This is a genomic window from Lysinibacillus capsici (assembly GCF_003367505.1).
GTDB lineage: Bacteria > Bacillota > Bacilli > Bacillales_A > Planococcaceae > Lysinibacillus > Lysinibacillus capsici.
Map to the genome: position 1 here is coordinate 65,436 of NZ_PXXX01000015.1, position 20,810 is coordinate 86,245.

Consider the following 20,810-nt stretch of genomic DNA (forward strand, 5'->3'; position numbering starts at 1 on the left):
ATGAAAAAAATTCCTATGTTGATAGATGGTGAGTGGGTTCACGGTGATGCTCAGACATACCTCGATGTTAAGAATCCCTCAACGGGTGAAGTGATTGCACAAATTAGCAACGCGAGTAAAGAACATATAGAAGAGGCAGTACGTGCAGCCCGTGTAGCCTTTGAACGTGAGGACTGGCGTCAATGGAAAGCCTATGAACGTGGGCAGTTATTGATCGAATTTGCTCATTATATTCGTAAGCATGCAGAGGAATGGAGTTTGCTAGAATGTCGGGATGTAGGAAAGCCCTTATCACAGGCAAGAGCAGATATTGAAGCAGCGGCACGCTATTTTGAATTTTATGGTGGTGCAGCGGATAAGGTGATGGGAGATACAATTCCGATTGAGGATGGACTTTTAAATGCAGTAGTGCTAGAGCCAGTGGGCATTACGGTACATATTGTGCCATGGAATTATCCGATTCAAATTACGGCAAGAAGTGTAGCAGCCGCTATAGCAACTGGTAATGCAGTCATTGTGAAAAGTGCGGAGGATACACCGCTAACAACACATGCCATTGCAGAATGGTTCGCCGATAAGTTGCCGAAAGGGATTTTCCAGCATATTACGGGCTTGGGACGAGAAGTTGGTCCTTATTTAACTTCACATCCCGATATTAATCATATTACGTTTACAGGTTCTGTTCCCACAGGAATTGCGGTGATGAAGGCGGCTGCTGAAAATGTTGTGCCTGTGACATTAGAGCTTGGTGGTAAATCTCCTAATATTGTTTTTGCGGATGCTAACATGGAGCAGGCATTAGAGGGAGTTGTACGTGCGATTATTCAAAATGCTGGTCAAACTTGTTCAGCAGGGGCACGTTTACTCATTGAGGAACGAATAAAAGAGTCCTTTATTTCCCGATTAGCCCAAAGGTTCCAAGTGATCCAAGTAGGACCAGGTGAGGCAGATATGGAGATGGGACCGTTACTGAATGAACAACAATATACAAAAATCACTGCATTATTACAGCAAGCAAAGGTAGATGGCTATGTTGTGACGGGTGGGGAACCATTGACATTGGCAGGCTATGAGAACGGCTTTTATGTTCAGCCAACTATACTTGATGGTGTTGATCCAAATGATCCATTAGCTCAGGAGGAAATTTTCGGTCCAGTGTTAACCGTCTTGACATTTTCGACTGTAGAGGAGGCCATCGCATTAGCCAATAGTACGGACTATGGCCTAGTGGCGGGCATTTGGTCACAAAATATCGATACGGCTCACTATGTGGCAAGTCGTGTGCAGGCGGGACAAATATTTGTCAATAATTATGGGGCTGCTGGAGGCATTCAAATGCCATTTGGAGGCTATAAAAAAAGCGGAATTGGTCGAGAGAAGGGCTTTGTTGCACTGCGAAACTATACGCAAATGAAAAATATCGCTATACGCTATGCACCACCTAATCAACACTGAGATGGAGGGACGCATATGGAACAGCCAAAAGAAAAAGATGTGCTTTTAGAGGTCAATCACTTATCAATTAAATTCCATTTAAAAAATGGCAAAGAGGCAAAAGTTGTGGAAGATGTGAATTTTACTATTCATAAAGGAGAAACCGTTGCACTGGTTGGTGAATCGGGAAGTGGCAAAAGTATTACATCCTTAGCCATTATGCGGTTGCTGCCTATACCTCCAGGAGAAATTACGTCAGGTTCTATCACTTTAAACGGTAAAAATCTACTTACCTATAAAAATAAAGAAATGAGCCGTATACGAGGCAATGAAATTAGTATGATTTTTCAAGAGCCCATGACCTCTTTAGATCCCGTTTTTACGATTGGCAATCAAATGATTGAAGGCATACGAAGACACCAAAGGGTATCGAAAAAAGAGGCATGGAATAAAGCGCTACAGCTATTAAAAGAAGTCGGGATTGCGAATGCAGAAAAGGTCATCGCTGAATATCCTCACCAACTCTCAGGCGGGATGCGACAACGAGTTATGATTGCCATCGCAATGTCGAATAATCCGCAGCTATTGATTGCGGATGAGCCAACTACTGCACTTGATGTCACGGTTCAGGCACAGATTTTAAAGCTGATGCTAAAAATGAAGGAAGAGCATCGATCAGCCATTTTATTCATTACCCATGATATGAGCGTTGTTGCAGAGACAGCTGACCGCGTTATGGTGATGTATGCGGGACAGATTGTCGAGGAGGCTCCAGTAAGAGAGCTCTTTTTAAATCCACAGCATCCTTATACCACAGCGCTTTTAAAGACGATGCCAAGCCTTGAAACAGATGTCAAAAGGCTACCATCGATTCCTGGTACTGTGCCACCTGCGTATGCATTACCTGACGGCTGTCGCTTTGCGCCACGCTGTCCCCATGCGCTGGCACATTGTCATCAGGAGCAACCTGCTGTTCATCACATTCAGGAGGCACATAAGGTACGCTGTCATTTATTCACGGAGAAAGGAGAGCTGGCTCATGACAGAGAAAGAAGTTTTGCTGGAAATTAATCATTTAAAAGCCTACTTTCCTGTGAAGCGTAAATCGATGAAGGAAGAGAAAAAGGTCATAAAAGCGGTTGATGATATTTCGATTGAGATTTATAGAGGGGAAACACTTGGAATTGTTGGTGAATCAGGCTCAGGAAAATCCACCTTTGGGCGAACAATTTTAAAGCTCGTTGAACCAACAGCAGGCGAAGTGCTATATAAAGGACAACCCATCCAGCATTTAAAGGGGAATAAGCTACAAAGTTACCGCAATCAAATGCAAATGATTTTTCAAGATCCCTTTGCCTCTCTCAATCCTCGGATGCGAATCGGTTCTATAATCGAAGAGCCGATGAAGCTACAATTAACCTTGACGAAGGAGCAACGCAAAGAGCGTGTGAAGGAGCTATTACAAAAGGTAGGGCTACCTGAGGATGCCATGCATAAATTTCCACATGAATTTTCTGGTGGGCAGCGGCAGCGTATTGGGATTGCACGGGCATTAGCGATTCATCCAGAATTCATTATAGCCGATGAGCCCGTTTCAGCATTGGATGTGTCGGTGCAATCGCAAGTGCTCAATCTCATGATGGATTTACAGGATGAATTTCAATTAACCTATTTATTTATCTCACATGATTTAAGCGTTGTGAAGCATATTAGTGACCGTGTGGCAGTGCTGTATTTAGGTAGAGTAGTGGAGATTGGGACAAAGAAGGAGCTATATGCCAATCCGTTGCATCCCTATACACAAGCATTACTATCTGCAATACCAGTTGTTAATTTTGATGAGCCTAAGCAAGAAATACTTTTACAGGGCGAGTTACCAAGTCCGATGAATCCACCTGTTGGCTGTGTCTTTCATACACGTTGCCCGCATGTGATGGAAAGATGCCATCAGGAGAGACCGAAGCTTCACAATGAAAATGATCATCAACGAGTAGCCTGTTTTTTATATGATGAAAAATCAGAAAATTATAATTATTTAAAAAGTGAGGTGTGAAGAATGTTTGGCAATATAACGGATGTGCCAGGTGTTAAGGTAGGACATCGCGAGAACAAGGAGGGCATCACAGGCTGTACGGTGCTAGTAGTGGAAAACGGAGCAGTTTGTGGAGTGGATGTTCGAGGCTCTGCACCAGGTACTCGTGAAACAGATGCGTTAGATCCCATCAATGAAATTGACCGAGTTCATGCTATTTGTTTAGCTGGGGGTAGTGCGTTTGGGTTAGATGCTGCTACAGGCGTCATGCAATTTTTAGAGGAGCAAGGGATTGGGGTAGATGCAGGAGTAGCGAAAATACCGATTGTACCAAGTGCTGTACTCTTTGACTTGTTTATCGGTGATCCACATGCACGACCTACAGCACTAATGGGCTATGAAGCGGCACAAGCGGCACAAGTTGGCTCATTTCCAAATGGCAATGTAGGCGCGGGCTACGGAGCAACTGTAGGCAAATTAGCTGGTCCAGAATTTGCAATGAAGGGTGGGCTTGGTAGTGCTTCCTATGCGGGAAAAGATGGTCTTGTAGCAGGTGCTATCGTGGCTGTCAATGCAGTTGGAGATGTCAAGGACCCTACAACGAGGAAAATTTTAGCTGGAGCAAGAGATACGCATTCTGGTCAATGGGTGGATTGCTGTGCCTATTTAGAGCAACATGCACAATCAGAGGCTTTAGCGGGAACTAATACAACCATTGGTGTTGTGGCAATGAATGCCAAGCTAACGAAGGCTGAGGCTAAAAAGATTGCGCAGCTTACGCAAAATGCCTTAGCACGCACGATTTATCCTGTTCATACGATGCTGGATGGCGATACGATTTTTGTGCTTGGTACAGGGGATCAATCCTATGCACTTGATTATTTAGGCCAGCTAGCGACAAAGGTGATGGAGGAAGCAATTCTGGCTGGTATTAAAGCCGCTGAACGATTGGCGGATGTTGAGAGTTATACAAGCATTCAAAAGTCAAGCACTTAGAAAAAGGGGGAACAGCCATGCAATGGAAAAAAAGCGGATTGATACTACTAACAGTGTTAATGGCAATCGTTATGGCAGCGTGTTCAAGTGATGGAGAGAAAACGACGACTACTTCAGGTACTACAGATGGTCAAGCGGCAACAGATGCTCCACAGGAAATTGTTGTACGTGTGAATGATGATCCAGATTTTTTAGATCCACATAAAGCTACAGCGTCCATTTCTTATCAAATGATTCTAAATATCTTTGAGGGGCTAATGGCTCCTGAAACGGATGGCTCCTTAAAGGAGGGACTTGCTGAAAGCTATGAAATTTCTGAGAACGGCTTAACCTATACGTTTAAAATTCGCCAAGGTGTGAAGTTTCATAATGGTGATGATTTAACGATGGAGGATATTCAATATTCCTTTGACCGTTTAATGGGGAAAAATGGTGGGGAAAAAATGTCCAATAGCTTTGATAATGTAGCATCTACAGAGGCGCCTGATGCAAGTACATTTGTGATTAAGCTAAAAGAGCCAAATTCAAATTTCTTGTATTCATTAACAGGCAGACAATCAGCTATTATTCCAAAGAGCAATGATGGGAAGCATAATGAAAATCCAATTGGTACAGGTCCATTTGCCTTTGTGAAATATGCACCAGGTACAAATTTAGAGCTTAAGAAAAATGAACAGTATTGGCAAGAAGGATTACCTTATTTGAATAAAGTAACCTTTGCCTTCCAATCAGATGATCAGGCAGCCATTATGAGCTTAATGGCAAACGAAGTTGATTTAACGAGTGTTCCTTGGCACCGTGTGAGCGAGGTAGAGGGAAGCTATAATTTATCACACCAAAATAATAACTCTTCTCTTATTGTTACATTTAACGAAACAAAGGCACCATTTGACAATGTGAAGGTTCGTCAAGCAATCAATTACGCAATTAGTAAAGCCGATATTATTGACTCTGTGTTTGCAGGCTATGCTGTGCCACTTGGCTCTAATATGAGTCCAGCGATGGGCGATTTCCAAAAGAAGGGCTTAGAAAGCATGTATGAGCGAGATGTGGAAAAAGCGAAGGCGTTATTAGCAGAAGCAGGATATCCGGATGGCTTTAAAACAAAAATTACAGTGTCTTCACACAATGATATTTACTCAAATATTGCACAAATTGTCGTAGCTAATCTACAAGAAATCGGAATTGATGTAGAAATTGAAGTAGTGGAATGGGGAATTTGGCTAGATCGCGTTTACTTTGGTCGTGACTATGCAATGACAACGATTGACTTAACAGGTCGTGCATCTGCTTTTGAAGTGTTGAATGATTACATTTCTACAAACGATAGTGAAAACTTCTTCTTATTTAAAAATGAAGAATACGACAAAATTATGGCTGATGTTTTAAAGGAAACCGACCAAGCCAAGCAAATAGAGTACTATCATCGTGCACAGGAAATATTAGCTGAGCAGGCAACAGCAGTGTATATTGCGGATTATCAAATCGTTTGGGGATCTGACAAACAGGTGACGGGGCTCAAGAGCTATCCATTCTGGTTCCACGATATGTCAGAGGTCAAGTTTTCAAACTAGAAAGGGATGAGTGCTTATGATGTATATCCTACGTCGAATCATCCTGTTAATAACAACCATCCTTCTAGTATCCATTATTACATTTGGTGTTTTTCAAATTTTACCTGGTGATCCAGTTCGCACAATGCTAGGAACAGAGGCGGATCCCACTCAAATTGAAAATTTACGATCTGAGCTTGGCTTGGATCGTCCTCTTTATGAACAATATGTGGATTGGATGAAGGGCTTATTGACAGGGCAATTAGGGAATTCCATTCGATTTTCCATGCCAGTAAAAGAATTACTATTTGATCGACTTCCTGTCACCATGTCATTAGCAGGACTCACCCTTATCATTGTCTTAATCATCTCATTACCTTTAGGGATGTTTGCAGCAAGAAGACAAAATAAATTAAGTGATGTGTCATTATCGACTGTAACCCAGATCGGTATGGCAGTGCCTTCCTTTTGGCTAGGGATGATGCTTATTCTTTACATTGGCCTACAGTTCAGCTTCTTTAAAATAAGTGGCTATATACCTTGGACACAAAGTGTAGCAGGGGCGCTCAGTACCCTAATACTTCCAGCCTTAACGATTGCGATTCCACAAATTGCGGTGAATTTTCGTTATGTTCGTACAGCCATTTTGGAGCAGGTCCAGCTCGATTATGTCCGTACGATACGCAGTAAAGGGATGTCTGAACAAAATGTAATGTATAAGCATGTTTTGAAAAATTCCATGATTCCGATATTGACGGTTTTTGGGTTGATTATGGCGGAGGTTGTGGCAGGAACGATTATTGTGGAGCAGGTGTTTTCATTGCCAGGGATTGGTCAGTTATTGATTACGGCTATCAGTAATCGTGATTTTCCACTCGTACAAGGGATCGTTATGTATATTACAGTAGCTGTCGTCATGATTAATTTTATCGTCGATGTTTTATATTCTGTGTTGGACCCTAGAATTCGATTACGTTAAGAGGTGACTACCATGAAACAATTACAGCGCTATACTAAAAAAATCAATTTAGTCATTGGTCTCCTCGTCATTGTTGGCTTTCTGCTCGTCATGATTGTTAGCTTTTTTTATACACCCCATGATGTCAACGCGATGAATATACCTGAAAAATTGCGTGGTCCAGGTGGTGCCTATATGTTTGGAACAGATGAATTTGGGCGAGATATTTTTAGTCGCATTATGAAGGGGACACAAACAGCCTTTGCCGTGGGTCTATTAACGGTTGCGATTGGAACGATATTTGGTATTCTCATAGGCGGAATTGCAGGCTATGTTGGTGGCTGGGTCGATGAAATATTTATGCGTACGATGGACGCTTTAATGGCCTTTCCAGGAATCATCTTAGCATTAATGCTTGTAGCAGTATTCGGCCCAGGAATAACGAATACAGCGATAGCGCTGGGGATTATCGCGATACCTGCTATTGCGAGGATTGCCCGCAGTGGCTTTGTGCAACAACGTGACTCGGAATATGTGCTCGCAGCGAAATTAATTGGTGTTAAGCCTTATAGCATCATGTTTCGTCATATTTTGCCAAACATTTCGTCGCAAATTATTGTGGCAGCAACCGTGACTTTTGCAACAGCCATGTTAGCCGAGGCAGCACTGAGCTATTTAGGGCTTGGGGTACAGCCACCAAACCCTAGCTGGGGCAGAATGTTAAAAGATTCACAAGCCTATTTAATCGGTGCCCCTTGGTATACGTATGCCCCTGGAGGAGCCATTACGATTCTTGTTTTAGGCTTATATATGCTCAGTAATGCTTTACGAGATTTTATGGACCCGCGTTCAAAATCGTAATAGATCAGGTGCTGTCTTTTGCAACAGTTCATATGCCTTAACTGCCATCTCAATATTGAGGCGATGGGGAGCTTGTAAAAAATCAGCACCTAGTATACTTTCTAAGCGTTCTATTCGTTTGTAAAGTGTTTGACGGACAATAAACAGCTGTTCTGCTGTATCATTTTTAGCTCCATTACAGGACAGATAAACAGCTAATGTTTGAAATAAATCATGGCTACTTTTTTGATCTAATACTAAAATTTCCTGTAAATAATCTTTTACAAATTGTAAGAGAGCTGTTTGATCCTGCTGTAATAACAATCGATAAACACCTAAATCCTTATAATAGATGGAGCTCGTCAATTGATGATGCTGCATTTGGATGGCTGATTTGGCTTCCTTATAGCCCAGATGAACACTTTCGATCGTTTGATAGACATTGCTAATACCACAGCTAAGGGTAAGTTGCTCAAAAAATTGTGCTGCTTTTCTTGCAATGATTTGTGAAATTGCTTGATCAAAAGCGTCGCGATTGTCTTTCATATAATCTGCGGCAATGAAAAAGGCTAAAATAATTATCTCGTGCTGTCTTACTGAAACAGTAGGGAAAAATCCAAGCTTTTTCAGAATCGAACGAACATACATGGCATTTTGTAACTGGATTTCCTGCCATTCTTCTTCAGGTACAGTATTGGCTTCATCATGTAGATTGAACACGACGACTCGGTAAAATAAATTACGACTTTCGATTGGTAAATAGCTTTGGTAGTATTGAATATCTACTGGCTGACCTTGAATTAAGGCTAGTATGAATTCATCTTCCCGGCTTTGCTGTCGCTCCTGAAGCATGCGGTTACGCATTAAAATATGGGCAATCGACATAGTTGCTCGTTCAAGATTTAACAAGGTGTAATCACTCTGCTTTGGCAGTTCAGAATGCATACATAAATAGCCCCACACTTGTCCAAGTCCATTAACAGGAATAATGACAAAATGGTCTTTACCCAAGGATAGAAGGTGCAAGGGCTCTTGTAGTTCTAACTGCTGACAATGCTCCTCCATGACACGTAAATATTTTTTAGCCTCCATAGGATAATAAAAGCTTTTTGTATCTTCTGAAACAAATAGAAAGGGAGCATTTGTATCTTGATGGAGCACTTGTAATATTTTTAAAATACCATTTGGCATTAATGATAATTCCATAAAAGTTTTGGATAGTGTATCTAGCTGTGTAAGTGCCTGCTGGTGTTGATTAATTATGTACGTGTGCAAATCTTGCGTAATATCAATAAATCGTACAATTTCTTCAAAGATGATGATAGGGAAATGATGGGCATTTGCCATGGCAATCAATTCTACGGGAACATGGTCAAAATAGTCGCCAATTTCTATACAAAGACCAGCTGCCTCATTACGAATAAGGTTTTGTAAGTAGGCTATTTGTGTTTCTCGTTCTAGCTGTAAACCGACACCCGTGGTTAAAATTAATTCACCACCATTGATTAAGGTTTCAAAATCTTTAATTTCTAATATATGTGTCCACAATACTTGGCGATCTAGGCCGTGCTGCCCTGCAATAAGCTTCGCCGATTCAAAATGCTTGCGCTTGAGGACATCACGTACGAGTAGAGGATGTTTCGACATCAATTAGCACCTGCCCTTCGAATGTACAATGTCTATTTCATTATGTTAGAGAAATCAGAAAATTTCAATATTAACTAGCTTAATAGGGAAAATGGTGATAGACAAAAAGACACCGATGATACACGATTGGAGGTCATGATATGGAGCGAAACGATCAGTTTACACATATTTTACAGCAAAAAGATCATGAAAACATTTGGCATCACATGTCTATCTATAACGACAAAGCACCTCCCATTATTGAGCAGGGAGAAGGGGCATGGATTACAGATAGTTTAGGCAATCGCTTTTTAGATGGCATGTCAGGCTTATGGGCAGTGAATGTAGGGTATGGGCGTGAACGTCTTGCTAGGGTTGCGTATGAGCAGCTAAAAAAGCTTTGCTATGCTCCTTTAACACAAAGCCATGAACCTGCCATCAGGCTCGCTGAAAAAATAAACAGCTTACTTGATGATGACTATATGATGTTTTATTCCACTAGTGGCTCAGATGCGAATGAAGTAGCGTTTAAGTTAATACGTCAATACCATCAACAAAATGGGGAAGGGAACCGCTACAAAATCATTGCTCGTTATCGGGGCTATCATGGCAGTTCACTTGGGGCATTAGCAGCTACAGGTCAGGCATTACGTAAATTTAAGTACGAGCCGCTGACACCGGGCTTCTTACATGTTGCTCCACCTGATCACTATCGTCGTCCAAAAGGGCAGTCAATTGAGGCATACAGTCTAGCACTTGCCCGAGAAATGGAAGAAAAAATTATTTGGGAGCAAAAAGAAACCATTGCGGCTGTCATTATGGAGCCACTCATCACGGGTGGTGGAGTGCTTATTCCACATCCAACTTATGTCAAAGAAGTCGAGCGCATTTGTAGAAAGCATGGAGTATTACTCATCATGGATGAAGTCATTTGTGGCTTCGGACGGACAGGTAAGCTATTTGGCCATCAGCATTTTGATATTCGACCAGATGTCATTACCATGGCGAAAGGATTAACGAGTGCCTACCTACCACTATCCATTACAGCTATACGGAAAGACATTTATGAAAAATTTAAAGAGACGGACGGCTATAGTCATTTTCGCCATATCAATACGTTTGGGGGCAATCCAGCAGCTTGTGCAGTGGCCTTAGAAAATATAAAAATCATGGAGGAGGAAGGACTTGTGCAGCGAGCAAGAGATTTGGGTATTCAATTCCTACATGATTTGCAAGACCTATTAGAGCTGCCTTTCGTTGGCGATATTCGTGGGCTTGGGTTACTCATTGGCATCGAGCTGGTCGAAGATAAACAATCTCAAACACCTGCTAAGCCTGAGCTAATCGCGAAAATCATGGCTGATTGTCAAGCAAATGGCTTAATTATTGGAAGAAATGGTGATACAGTTGAAGGCTTCAATAATATCATTACGTTAAGTCCACCGCTGTGCTGTACAGACGAGGACTTTGATTTTATGGTTGCTGTATTAAAACGAGTATTTGCAGCCAATGTCTAGCCTAAGGCGATTCCAAATGTGCGAAAAACACGAGGAATCGCCTTTAATACTGTCGTTTATGCCCTTTCTTCACCTCTTCCCAGTCAATTTCGATGTTATGCAACACACGTGTTAGAAGACTGTGAATGCAGTTAATCTCCTCATTAGAAAACCCCTCAAGCGCACGAGCATTGGAATATTCGCCCTCCCGTTTTAAAAAAGGATAGATGTCCATGCTTTTAGCTGTAGGAAAAAGTAATTTATTTTTCTTATTACCTTGTTCAATTCGTTTTTCAATAAAGCCTTTGGTCTCCAATTTTTGAATAGCTCGTGAAGCCGTTGTACGGTCTACCTTCAATAGCTCTGCGACTTTCTCTTGAATAATACCTGGATGTTCACAAATACGGATGACATATAAATATTGCCCCTTTGTCAAATCCAATTCCTTGAATTCAATATTGCTTATCGAGTCTAATGCCCGTGCTATGGCACCTATTTCACGTAAGATTTCTTTCATGTTCGATCCTCCTGAGATTTTTGTTGTAATTGCAATAAAAATCATTCTATACTAATACTATCATCTTCAAAGTGAAATTGCACCTAGAGAAGATGATAAGGCAGGAGAAACTAGGAGGAATAGTAATGACTATAAAAAAAGTGACAACTGAAGCAGAATTACAAACAGCGTTTGATTTTAGACGAAGCGTTTTTATTGAAGAGCAGCAAGTCCCTGAGGAAGAAGAATATGATGAATTTGATGCACTGGATGCTCCATGCGATCATATTTTGGTGTATTACAATGAGCAACCTGTTGGAACAGGGAGACTTCGAGTTGTAGAGGGCTATGGCAAATTGGAGCGTATTTGTATATTAGAAGAATACCGCAAATATGGCCTTGGTAAGGAAGTTATTGTAGGCCTAGAGCAAATTGCTCGAGATAAAGGGCTAACAAAAGCAAAATTAAATGCTCAGTCCTATGCAGAAGGCTTTTATGAAAAATTAGGCTATCAGCGTGAAGGTGAAGAATTTATGGATTGTGGCATCCCCCATATTTTAATGAAGAAATACTGGTAGCAGACGAAATTCACACGATTATAGAAAATGCCAGACTTAGCGTCATACGTTGTAACTTTTTAATCGTTGCTCGGGTCTACTGCTGAAAGGGGGGATGTTGTTGAAGAAATGGATATGCCTTTGTATCATGTGTTTGTTGTTACTGACTGCTTGCGGTAGTCAATTCATCATCGAATGGGTTGATTTAATCAAATGGGATGGTAAGCAATATGAAGCTGTATATGAAGTAGCGTTAGCCGATCGTTCATTCATTGATAAGGAAATAGGGGAAGTTGATTTTAAAGTGGCAGATCATATCAAAAGAACTTCCTATCGCTTTAAGGATGGCGATGCAGCATTCCATGAGAAGGGAACAAAGCTTTATGCGATAAAGGGTCTTGACGATGCCATTGCGGTAGAGGATCAGTCGGTTATTAATGGCTATCGAATTTATATGATAAGAGCTGAAGCTCCGCCGCGACGGAATTTTGATCAGGTTCCATTAGAAGAAGTGAAGAAAATAGAATTCTACTCATCTACGGAAGAAGGCAATCGGAAAACGGCTAGCTATACAAACCAGTCTGACATGGCAGATATAAAGGCAATTTTAGTCAATAGTAAACCAGCCCCATCCTTTGAGCCAAACGGGGATACGAACCGTTATGATGTACTCCTTTATACAGACGATGCCATTGCTTTTCAATATGGCATACAATTTGATGGTACTACTTATTTTTGGTTTCCGTCAGAAAACGCGATTTTATCGAATGATATACAGCAGTTTATTTCCAAAGATTAGCATACTTCTCTAAAGAGAATTCCATACTACTTTCTGTAATGGTTAGGCGATCAGGAAGATTAACACTTTAGCAAAATGCGCCAATTAAAGAAAGCTGCCCAAACGATAAGGCAGCTTTCCTTTATTTTTTCTTTACAACCGTACCTGCAAAGCTATCATGAGGAAGACGTTGACCATGCTGCTGCTCAAAGGCTTGGCGATCTTTAAGATAATCGAACGTACTGATAGTGTCTCGATAAGCCATGCGTTTAATAATTTGACATTCTGATAATGGACGACCATCTTCATTTTCGAGTGTCAATCCCATTGCTTTGTAGCCAATCGTTTGTCCGTTTTTACGGAGTTGTGCATATTCTAGCGCCCACAATACCACGGTTGGCGTAACGAGTGCATGAACAGCCTCATTTTTTACTTTTTTTCGTAGGAAGTATTCAACCCCAAACGTGACAGCTGTTGAAACAGCTGTATCGATTAAAAATGCAGCTGTGCGTTTTTTTGTCATCGATTCCATATAAGCCCTCCTTTAATGACCTGTCACTAGTACATACGAACAATAAGAACAAAAAGTTTCGATTTATCCTAGTTTCATATCTAATGAAAGTACAGGATAGGATGGAATCGCCCCATGCTTTGTTGTTGAAATGCCCGCATATCCGTTTGCAAAAGATAGCAGAGACATTGCATACTGTTCACAATGAGCTGCCACTTGATCTACTGTTAGTTGATGATGAAGAAATTGACTTAAAATCGCGCCAATAAAAGCATCACCAGCACCAGTTGTATCAACGGTTTGTACCTTGTTAGCAGGAGCCTTCACATGATGTTTTTTCGTATATAAGGTAGCCCCAGCAGCACCATGTGTAATGATAATAACTTCTACATATCCCTTGAATAACGTTTGAACAGCTTCCTGTTCATCTTCTAGAGTTGTTAAAAACAACAGTTCTTCCTCTGAAAGCTTGACAATATGGGCTTTTGGTAAAAAGGCTAGAATGGTTTCACAACACGCCGTCTTATCCTGCCATAAAGGAAGGCGCACATTCGGATCGAAGGATATAAGGCTTCCTGCTTGATGTGCCTGTTCAATAAGGGCAAGATGTGCTTGTTTCATAGGACTCTCTACAAGATTAACAGAGCAAAAGTGAACGATATCGTGCGCTGTTAATAGCTGCGAGGGGAGGTATTCCTGTTTGTATAAGAGATCTGCAGCATGTCGGCGATAAAATTGAAAATCTCGTTCGCCATGTTCATTTAATGAAACAAAGGCAAGACTTGTTTCACCATCCGTTGATTGACGAATAAACTGTGTATCTACACCTGCTTGCTGCAACGTTTTGATTAGGAAGTCACCAAAGGCATCCTGACCGACTTGTGTGAGAAGGGCCGCCTGCTGTCCTAGCTTTGCACAGACAGCGGCTACATTGGCAGGTGCTCCTCCTGCATGTTTAGTAAAATGCTCAATGTTGGCTAGGGAGCCGTGCTGCTGTGTCGGTGTAAAGTCAACTAATAATTCTCCAATTGTGAAGAGCTTGCCCATTATGAGACCTCCTGTGGTAGTCGCTTTTTCTTAGGAACATAAATGGTATAAAAAATACCAGCGAAAATGAGAAGGATCCCCATCGTTTGCGTAAAGCTTGGCATAAAATCAAGCAATAGCATATCCAGTAAAATGGCGACAACAGGGTCGACAAAAACCAATACAGAGACAAGAATCGTAGACAGGCTACGAATACTATCAAAAAATAAATAGTAAACAAATCCTGTATGAATAAAGCCTGTGCCGAGTATATAAAACCAATTAGTTGACGTTAATCCATCAAACAGCGAGAAGTCGATAAAAGGCAGTAGTATCACGATTCCAACTGTTGTTTGAATATAGGTTAACGCATACGAGCTAAGCTTCGTGATGGTTTTGCTTGTTAGCATTGTAAGGGCATAAAATACTGCTGACAGTAATGCCCAGATAAAGCCAGATTGCATAAATTCTGAGAACGACACAAAATTATTGAGACCGATGATAAAAATACTACCGATAAAGCAAGTGATTGTTGCGACAAGTGCCTGAATGGTCATTTTTTCCTTCAAAAAGATAGCGCCTAAAATTAACACAAATATGGGGGCTAAATTATAGATGGAAATGGCAATTGAAATGGACATTTCCTCAAAGGCTTTAAATAAAAATACCCAGTTTAACACAATAAAGACACCGCAAATAAGCGTTTGAAAAATTTCTTTCTTATCCCATACCTCTGTTTTATGTCCACCAGTGATGAGCCACATACCACCTAGAAAGAGGGTTGCGCAAATGCATCTAACAAAGACAAGCTCTGTAGCGGGAACACCAGTGTGAACGGTAAAAAAGCCGATGGAACCAAACAGTGCCATGGAGACTGTTAGTTTAATGATTGCTGAGATGTTCATACGAAACCTTCCTTCTATTATTTTATGAAACTATAAGAACTATTCACGAATTTGGCCGTTGCCATGAATAACATATTTTGTTGATGTTAATGCAGGCAAGCCCATTGGTCCACGGGCATGTAGCTTTTGTGTACTAATACCGATTTCTGCACCATAGCCAAATTCAAAGCCGTCTGTGAAACGGGTGGAGGCATTATGATACACTGCTGCTGCATCAACATTGTTTAAGAACGTCTCGGCGGTTAATTGATCTTCTGTAATGATGGCCTCAGAATGATTTGTGCCAAAGTATTGAATATGCTCAATCGCTTCATAGACATTTTCCACCAATTTAACGCTTATTTTTAAATCAAGGAACTCTGTCGCATAATCTTCCACCGTAGCTGGAAGGGCAGCTGCAAATTGCTGACATACTTGCTCATCACCGATGATGGCTACACCTGCATGATGAAGGGACGTTAAAAGCTGGACACCATGTTCTTGAAACCAAGTAGGATGAATGAGTAAGCTTTCTGCTGCATTACAAACAGAAGGACGCTGTGTTTTAGCATTCAGACAGATTTTTTCTGCTTTTATGTAATCCGCCATTTCATCCACGTAAATGTGACAGTTGCCTGCACCTGTTTCCAGTACAGGAACAGTCGCTTCATTGACAACTAAATCGATCAGAGCTTTGCCACCGCGAGGAATGAGCACATCTAAGTACTCTTTTAAATGGAAGAGTTCTTTGGCTGTTTCGCGGCTTGTATCCTCAATTAATTGAACAGCATCTGTAGGGATGGATGTTTTAGCAAGCGCGCGATGAATACTTGCAACAAGAGCCATATTAGAAAACTTAGCAGAGGAGCTTCCACGCAAAATAACTGCATTGCCCGTTTTTAGGGAAAGTGTTGCTGCATCGATCGTGACATTTGGTCGAGCTTCATAGATCATACCAATAACACCAAGTGGCACAATTCGTTTTTCAATGCGCAGCCCATTGTCTTTTTCAATGCGTTCAACAATTGTACCTACTGGATCGTTTAAGGAGATGAGTAAATGAATGGCATCGGCCATTGCCGCAATCCGTTCTTCATTGAGCATGATGCGATCTAACGTAGACGCAGGAATACCTTGCTGCTCACCCTGTGCCAAATCCTTTGCATTTTCAGCCATGATATCAGGTTGATCGATTAATAGCTGTTCTGCAATTTTTTTCAGTGCCTCATTTTTCTCGCAGGTTGTTTTAATATTTAACATGTAGCTTGCGGCTTTTGCGCGTTGTCCTTTTTCTTGAATTTCACTTGTCATTTGTCATTCCTCCTTAATTCGTTTGAATTTTCAGCCATTTGTCTCGGTGAATTACCTCAATAGGGCTTTTCAGCAATGTATCAGTCCGTTTTCCCATGGCAGAGATAAGCTCTTGGGATGAGTACAGTACTTCGCCGCGTCCTAGTAAGTCCTTCTCACTATAGACTTCAACAACATCACCATTTACAAAATCACCTTCTACACGATAGACGCCAGCAGGTAATAGACTTTTCCCATTATTCATTAAAGCCTGTTCAGCACCACTATCTATAAAAATTTTACCAGAAATTTCCGTAAGTGCAATCCACTGTTTATGATTTGTTAACACAGCAAGCTCGTCATGCTCCACATAAGTGCCATCACCATGTCCTGCTAAAATATCGACGAGCTTCTGTGCACCATGACCTGTTCCGATAAATACCTTCACTCCTGCACGTAGCGCTGTTCGGGCAGCCAGAAGCTTAGAGGCCATGCCACCTGTGCCAACCTTTGATCCTGTACCATCCGCAAAGCTTAGTAGATCATCTGTAATAGCTGCTAATCGATCAATGCGCTCTGCCTGAGGGTTTTTATTGGGATTGGCATTATAAAGGCCATTGATATCTGTTAAAATGATGAGCTGATCTGCGTGGACAAGTCCACTGACGAGTGCTGAAAGCATATCGTTATCTCCAAAGGTTAATTCACTAATTGACACTGTATCGTTTTCATTAATAATCGGTAGCATGGATCGTTCTAACAATTCCTCGAAAGTCGCATAGGCATTTTTATAGCATTCTTTTTTAGAAAAATCTGTTCGTGTCAATAATATCTGTGCAGGCATGATATCGTAAATACTAAATAAGGCACTGTACGTTTGAATAAGTAGGCTCTGTCCTACAGCAGCAGCTGCCTGCTTTCCTTTCACTGTCACAGGGCGAGCAGGGTAGCCTAGTTGTTTAAAACCCGCCGCTACAGCACCTGACGAGACAAGCAACACTTCATGACCCAATTTCTTCAACTCGGCGATTGCCTGCACATGGTCCATTAAGCGAACTTTATCGATTTCACCCTTCACATTCGTTAAAGAGCTACTACCAATCTTAACAACAATTCTTTTTCTCTCCATCTCACTACCTCCATCATTGCTGAATCAAGATAAAAAAAGCCTTTTCATCCTAAAAATTAGGACGAAAAGACTTGCCTTCCGTGGTACCACCTACATTGAATATCATGCGACATTCCACTTTTCTCATAACGCTCGAGACTGCGCCTAGTTTGGCTAGGACGTTTCACGAAGTAGGTTTCATTAGTCTTTCTTGTACAATGCCTTTCAGCCGATGGGCATCGCTCTCTTTTCAAGCAGTGGCTAACTACTGGTCTTCGTTCGTTTTCTCATCTATTGACTAAAGGATGCACTACTTCTATAAGTCTGTCAAGCTGAATGGATAAATTACTTGAAAGTTTTGATAAATTAAGAAAGGGATGCGCTAAAACGCTAAAGAGATCGCTTATTCAATTATTTAAACCACCAAATCGCAATGAAAAGGGGAAGCATAGCCAGTACAATGACAAAGAAACTCCAAATGACTTGTTTCCCCGAAGACATATTTTTGGGTTTAATGCTCATTTGTTCATACAGCTGGTTAATGGCCCGTTGCTCTTTCGCATAAAGCATTGCTTGAAATTCTTCGTAATCTTGTATATAGCTAGATGGGGCACGTGGACTGAAGCGTAAATTTCGAATGGAATCTGTAATCTCTTTGTCAGCCATCCAATACGTGATGACAGGTGCTAAGCCTGCGTTTTGTGTGGCCTTTACTTCAATGTCATGGGATTTCATTTTATAGTAAACCTGTCCATGCTCATCCTCATATTGCGTGACAATATCACTTACTGCCATTATCAATCACCTCTTATGGAAGTTATCTGGTTTATCATGAGTTTCTACTATTATAATGGATTAGGGAAGAAAAGTATCGCTTGAGCGAGCATAAATTGTGAAACCAAAATTTAAAAAAAGTTTTGGATAAAGTCATAAACTTACATCTAGTGAGAACAACGTCATGTAGTATAATGTATATAGTTTTTTAAAAGAAGTTGAAGGAAGGGAAAGTTTTGGACATCTCAACGTTATTTGCGTTTTTAGGGGCTGCGATGATTTTAACCATTATGCCAGGGCCCGATAATTTATTTGTGCTTGCCCAAAGTATTACACAAGATAAAAAAGCGGGTATTGCCACATCTCTTGGATTGTGTACAGGGCTACTTGTTCATATTAGTGCAGCAGTACTTGGTATTTCTGCGATAATTTATCAATCGACCATTATTTTTACCATCGTCAAATTTGCAGGAGCAGCGTATTTATTATATCTAGCTTGGCAATCATTTCGTGCTAAAGGAGACCCTTTTACGTTGCAACAGCAAAATACGCAAGCCTATATTAAATTATATAAAAAAGGAATATTAATGAATATTTTAAATCCTAAAGTATCGTTATTTTTCCTAGCGCTGTTACCACAGTTTGTTAATCCATCGGAAGGACATGTGGCGTTTCAAATGCTTATTTTGGGTATTGTATTTTTAATACAAGCGCTTGTATTATTTTCATTGTTTAGTATATTTGCAGGGAAAGTTAGACAAGTCATTATTGGTAAACCTGCGATTGCTAAACGACTAAATACAGTTCAAGGTATTCTATTCACATTTATCGGGATACAGATTGCCATCAGCAAACAGTAGGGAGGAATGGACATGGCTATTTTACATATTACCTTTAGCTTAGCAACGCAGGGTTCTATGAAACTTGCAATTCGTCAACATCGTTTGCAGCGAAATGAATCAGTTCTAAGTGTCCATGATGATCTCTCGATTGGACCTCTTCAAAACTTTGAAGAACGTAAAACTTGGTTAGCCACGCATATTTTAGATGATGATGACCAGCAATTGTATGATGAGATGTATGAAAACTGGAGGAAAAAAATCGCTAATTTACCTTGTGATGTGGATGTGTGGATTTGGTATAGTCACAACACACATGAACAGATAGGACTGCGCTATGTGATGAGTGAGTTAATTCATAAATGCAGTATGGTGTATGGTATTGATGCAACGGAGAATCTGAAGAGTATTCACCCCAATTTAGACATTCGCCATACAGGCGAGCTTTCCTCGGAAATGCTAATGAAGCTTCGCCCTAGTGCAAAACGATTCTCTGTGCAAGAATGTCAGCAACTCGCTAAGGAATGGGAAAACATTAAAGAACAGCCAAGTACATTACGGTTATGGAAAAGTGAACTATTGCATGTAGAGGAAGATGCAATGGATGCATACATTATCGCCAGTGCAAAAAATTTGCATTTACAGCAAAATGAAGAGTGGCTAATGCCTACGCATATTTTGGCACAGACATTTGAAACATTTGTCCATTATGTAGGAAATGATTTTGTAGAGTATCGCTTACTGACGCTCGTCGAACAGGGAGTATTTGCAATGAAAGGCGATACAAATGATATTTTTTCTTATCAGGTTAAATTACTTTAATACATTTAAGAGAATGAACAGTAAAAAATCAGGCGAGCAAAGCCTGATTTTTTATTGTGCCAAATGCTTGAAGCCGTTTGTATTAGTAGTGCTCAAAGTCAGTCGTTTCAACATAATGATTCAGCACAGTAACTTAACCTTTTTAATTTTGATAACACTTTTCATATTCATCTTTCATTAACAAACTTTGACAAGCCAAGCCATTTTCATGATAAATCTCTTTATCAATACTTAATACTATACTTCTATTTGAATTGGTATAATTAGGCTCTTTATTAACAATGGATAATTTTTCTTCGTCTAGCCATTCCATCGAGAATTGACTTTTTGCCTCTGCATAATAGACGATTTTGTTTGTGTGAGCATTATTATTTAAAATTTCTATCCATACATGAACACCACCACTTGGACCTGCACCACCATATGGTTCATAATAAGCGTGCGCTGTATATTCCCCTGTAGGAGATGACACAGATTCGGGCACCTTTTGCGTATCTTTTTTATCTAAAGTACTAAACGTAAAAAAATATTGGATATATATAAATATTCCCAAAAACAGTACTAAACCTGTCAATAGTGCTGTTAGTGTTTTTTTAGGGAAGTTTTTCTGTTTAAAAAAGAAAATCATTAATTTGATTACAAAAATGAACAATACGATCAAGGTAAATAAAAATACAAAGAAACCTAATGTATTAAGTAATAAATTCAAATTATTACCTCCCTAGTATGGTAAAACAGTGCCTTTTAGAAAATAAAGCGAGTAACAAGGACATCTAGATGATGTTGTTAC

The 20,810-nt window shown here is 40.5% G+C and carries 21 protein-coding genes; 12 read left to right on the forward strand and 9 right to left on the reverse strand.

Annotation, left to right across the window (positions count from 1 at the left end):
* Genes C7B89_RS13655 through C7B89_RS13685 form a run of 7 tightly spaced genes read left to right on the forward strand, consistent with a single transcriptional unit; the run spans nt 1 to nt 7,834 of the window.
* Nucleotides 1-1,455, forward strand: a complete 1,455-nt coding sequence (locus tag C7B89_RS13655) for an aldehyde dehydrogenase family protein (protein ID WP_115673917.1) — start codon at nt 1-3, stop codon at nt 1,453-1,455.
* A 15-nt stretch (nt 1,456-1,470) separates the two neighbouring features.
* Nucleotides 1,471-2,505 carry an ABC transporter ATP-binding protein gene (locus tag C7B89_RS13660; protein ID WP_054550827.1) on the forward strand — a complete coding sequence of 345 codons (1,035 nt, stop codon included), beginning with the start codon at nt 1,471-1,473 and terminating at the stop codon, nt 2,503-2,505.
* The gene (locus C7B89_RS13665) at nt 2,474-3,487 is read left to right on the forward strand and encodes an ABC transporter ATP-binding protein (RefSeq protein WP_048390129.1); all 1,014 of its coding nucleotides are present in this window, start codon (nt 2,474-2,476) and stop codon (nt 3,485-3,487) included. Before C7B89_RS13660 ends, C7B89_RS13665 begins: the two co-directional genes overlap by 32 nt.
* Before the next feature lie 3 nt (nt 3,488-3,490).
* On the forward strand, nt 3,491-4,462 hold the full coding sequence (locus C7B89_RS13670; protein WP_103117798.1) for a P1 family peptidase: 972 nt from the start codon (nt 3,491-3,493) through the stop codon (nt 4,460-4,462).
* Between the two features lie 17 nt (nt 4,463-4,479).
* The gene (locus tag C7B89_RS13675; RefSeq protein ID WP_103117799.1) at nt 4,480-6,036 is read left to right on the forward strand and encodes an ABC transporter substrate-binding protein; all 1,557 of its coding nucleotides are present in this window, start codon (nt 4,480-4,482) and stop codon (nt 6,034-6,036) included.
* A gap of 16 nt (nt 6,037-6,052) precedes the next feature.
* Nucleotides 6,053-6,994, forward strand: a complete 942-nt coding sequence (locus tag C7B89_RS13680; protein WP_009374228.1) for an ABC transporter permease — start codon at nt 6,053-6,055, stop codon at nt 6,992-6,994.
* A 12-nt stretch (nt 6,995-7,006) separates the two neighbouring features.
* Nucleotides 7,007-7,834 carry an ABC transporter permease gene (locus C7B89_RS13685; protein WP_004229583.1) on the forward strand — a complete coding sequence of 276 codons (828 nt, stop codon included), beginning with the start codon at nt 7,007-7,009 and terminating at the stop codon, nt 7,832-7,834.
* Here the strand turns inward: C7B89_RS13685 and C7B89_RS13690 are convergent.
* Complete coding sequence (locus C7B89_RS13690; protein WP_004229580.1) at nt 7,823-9,460, reverse strand: PucR family transcriptional regulator; 1,638 nt, start codon at nt 9,458-9,460, stop codon at nt 7,823-7,825. The genes C7B89_RS13685 and C7B89_RS13690 overlap by 12 nt on opposite strands.
* Nucleotides 9,461-9,600: 140 nt before the next feature.
* Here C7B89_RS13690 and C7B89_RS13695 point away from each other — a divergent pair, with 140 nt between their 5' ends.
* Complete coding sequence (locus C7B89_RS13695) at nt 9,601-10,956, forward strand: aspartate aminotransferase family protein (protein WP_115673918.1); 1,356 nt, start codon at nt 9,601-9,603, stop codon at nt 10,954-10,956.
* Between the two features lie 43 nt (nt 10,957-10,999).
* Here the strand turns inward: C7B89_RS13695 and C7B89_RS13700 are convergent, their stop codons facing one another.
* Nucleotides 11,000-11,452 carry a MarR family winged helix-turn-helix transcriptional regulator gene (locus C7B89_RS13700; RefSeq protein WP_004229576.1) on the reverse strand — a complete coding sequence of 151 codons (453 nt, stop codon included), beginning with the start codon at nt 11,450-11,452 and terminating at the stop codon, nt 11,000-11,002.
* 125 nt (nt 11,453-11,577) lie between these two features.
* Here C7B89_RS13700 and C7B89_RS13705 point away from each other — a divergent pair, with 125 nt between their 5' ends.
* The gene (locus C7B89_RS13705; RefSeq protein ID WP_115673919.1) at nt 11,578-12,009 is read left to right on the forward strand and encodes a GNAT family N-acetyltransferase; all 432 of its coding nucleotides are present in this window, start codon (nt 11,578-11,580) and stop codon (nt 12,007-12,009) included.
* A 94-nt stretch (nt 12,010-12,103) separates the two neighbouring features.
* A complete protein-coding gene (locus tag C7B89_RS13710) occupies nt 12,104-12,787 on the forward strand; it encodes a hypothetical protein (protein WP_244205669.1) in 684 nt (227 codons plus the stop codon).
* 121 nt (nt 12,788-12,908) lie between these two features.
* Here C7B89_RS13710 and C7B89_RS13715 read toward each other — a convergent pair whose 3' ends face one another.
* From C7B89_RS13715 to C7B89_RS13740, 6 genes are all read right to left on the reverse strand, one after another.
* A complete protein-coding gene (locus tag C7B89_RS13715) occupies nt 12,909-13,298 on the reverse strand; it encodes an RDD family protein (protein WP_048390139.1) in 390 nt (129 codons plus the stop codon).
* Between the two features lie 63 nt (nt 13,299-13,361).
* Nucleotides 13,362-14,324 carry a carbohydrate kinase family protein gene (locus C7B89_RS13720; RefSeq protein ID WP_115673921.1) on the reverse strand — a complete coding sequence of 321 codons (963 nt, stop codon included), beginning with the start codon at nt 14,322-14,324 and terminating at the stop codon, nt 13,362-13,364.
* Nucleotides 14,324-15,208 (reverse strand): DMT family transporter, encoded by an 885-nt coding sequence (locus C7B89_RS13725; protein WP_004229564.1) that lies wholly within the window; start codon nt 15,206-15,208, stop codon nt 14,324-14,326. Before C7B89_RS13725 ends, C7B89_RS13720 begins: the two co-directional genes overlap by 1 nt.
* A gap of 39 nt (nt 15,209-15,247) precedes the next feature.
* On the reverse strand, nt 15,248-16,498 hold the full coding sequence (locus tag C7B89_RS13730) for a glutamate-5-semialdehyde dehydrogenase (protein ID WP_112117782.1): 1,251 nt from the start codon (nt 16,496-16,498) through the stop codon (nt 15,248-15,250).
* Nucleotides 16,499-16,511: 13 nt separating this feature from the next.
* Nucleotides 16,512-17,606: a glutamate 5-kinase gene (gene proB / locus C7B89_RS13735; protein ID WP_048390146.1), complete on the reverse strand. Its 1,095-nt coding sequence runs from the start codon at nt 17,604-17,606 to the stop codon at nt 16,512-16,514.
* Between the two features lie 390 nt (nt 17,607-17,996).
* Nucleotides 17,997-18,380 (reverse strand): hypothetical protein, encoded by a 384-nt coding sequence (locus C7B89_RS13740; RefSeq protein ID WP_004229554.1) that lies wholly within the window; start codon nt 18,378-18,380, stop codon nt 17,997-17,999.
* 215 nt (nt 18,381-18,595) lie between these two features.
* Here C7B89_RS13740 and C7B89_RS13745 point away from each other — a divergent pair, with 215 nt between their 5' ends.
* Together C7B89_RS13745 and C7B89_RS13750 are read left to right on the forward strand one after the other, a co-directional pair.
* Nucleotides 18,596-19,219: a LysE family translocator gene (locus C7B89_RS13745; protein WP_115673922.1), complete on the forward strand. Its 624-nt coding sequence runs from the start codon at nt 18,596-18,598 to the stop codon at nt 19,217-19,219.
* 12 nt (nt 19,220-19,231) lie between these two features.
* A complete protein-coding gene (locus C7B89_RS13750; protein WP_115673923.1) occupies nt 19,232-20,020 on the forward strand; it encodes a DUF1835 domain-containing protein in 789 nt (262 codons plus the stop codon).
* 142 nt (nt 20,021-20,162) lie between these two features.
* Here the strand turns inward: C7B89_RS13750 and C7B89_RS13755 are convergent, their stop codons facing one another.
* On the reverse strand, nt 20,163-20,729 hold the full coding sequence (locus C7B89_RS13755; protein ID WP_054550836.1) for a DUF5412 family protein: 567 nt from the start codon (nt 20,727-20,729) through the stop codon (nt 20,163-20,165).
* Between the last annotated feature and the right edge of the window lie 81 nt (nt 20,730-20,810).

Coding starts and splice junctions, on each gene's coding strand:
- C7B89_RS13655 (WP_115673917.1), top strand. CDS start 1: ATGAAAAAAATTCCTATGTTGATAGATGGTGAGTGGGTTCACGGTGAT.
- C7B89_RS13660 (WP_054550827.1), top strand. CDS start 1,471: ATGGAACAGCCAAAAGAAAAAGATGTGCTTTTAGAGGTCAATCACTTA.
- C7B89_RS13665 (WP_048390129.1), top strand. CDS start 2,474: ATGACAGAGAAAGAAGTTTTGCTGGAAATTAATCATTTAAAAGCCTAC.
- C7B89_RS13670 (WP_103117798.1), top strand. CDS start 3,491: ATGTTTGGCAATATAACGGATGTGCCAGGTGTTAAGGTAGGACATCGC.
- C7B89_RS13675 (WP_103117799.1), top strand. CDS start 4,480: ATGCAATGGAAAAAAAGCGGATTGATACTACTAACAGTGTTAATGGCA.
- C7B89_RS13680 (WP_009374228.1), top strand. CDS start 6,053: ATGATGTATATCCTACGTCGAATCATCCTGTTAATAACAACCATCCTT.
- C7B89_RS13685 (WP_004229583.1), top strand. CDS start 7,007: ATGAAACAATTACAGCGCTATACTAAAAAAATCAATTTAGTCATTGGT.
- C7B89_RS13690 (WP_004229580.1), bottom strand. CDS start 9,460: ATGTCGAAACATCCTCTACTCGTACGTGATGTCCTCAAGCGCAAGCAT.
- C7B89_RS13695 (WP_115673918.1), top strand. CDS start 9,601: ATGGAGCGAAACGATCAGTTTACACATATTTTACAGCAAAAAGATCAT.
- C7B89_RS13700 (WP_004229576.1), bottom strand. CDS start 11,452: ATGAAAGAAATCTTACGTGAAATAGGTGCCATAGCACGGGCATTAGAC.
- C7B89_RS13705 (WP_115673919.1), top strand. CDS start 11,578: ATGACTATAAAAAAAGTGACAACTGAAGCAGAATTACAAACAGCGTTT.
- C7B89_RS13710 (WP_244205669.1), top strand. CDS start 12,104: ATGTTGTTGAAGAAATGGATATGCCTTTGTATCATGTGTTTGTTGTTA.
- C7B89_RS13715 (WP_048390139.1), bottom strand. CDS start 13,298: ATGGAATCGATGACAAAAAAACGCACAGCTGCATTTTTAATCGATACA.
- C7B89_RS13720 (WP_115673921.1), bottom strand. CDS start 14,324: ATGGGCAAGCTCTTCACAATTGGAGAATTATTAGTTGACTTTACACCG.
- C7B89_RS13725 (WP_004229564.1), bottom strand. CDS start 15,208: ATGAACATCTCAGCAATCATTAAACTAACAGTCTCCATGGCACTGTTT.
- C7B89_RS13730 (WP_112117782.1), bottom strand. CDS start 16,498: ATGACAAGTGAAATTCAAGAAAAAGGACAACGCGCAAAAGCCGCAAGC.
- proB (WP_048390146.1), bottom strand. CDS start 17,606: ATGGAGAGAAAAAGAATTGTTGTTAAGATTGGTAGTAGCTCTTTAACG.
- C7B89_RS13740 (WP_004229554.1), bottom strand. CDS start 18,380: ATGGCAGTAAGTGATATTGTCACGCAATATGAGGATGAGCATGGACAG.
- C7B89_RS13750 (WP_115673923.1), top strand. CDS start 19,232: ATGGCTATTTTACATATTACCTTTAGCTTAGCAACGCAGGGTTCTATG.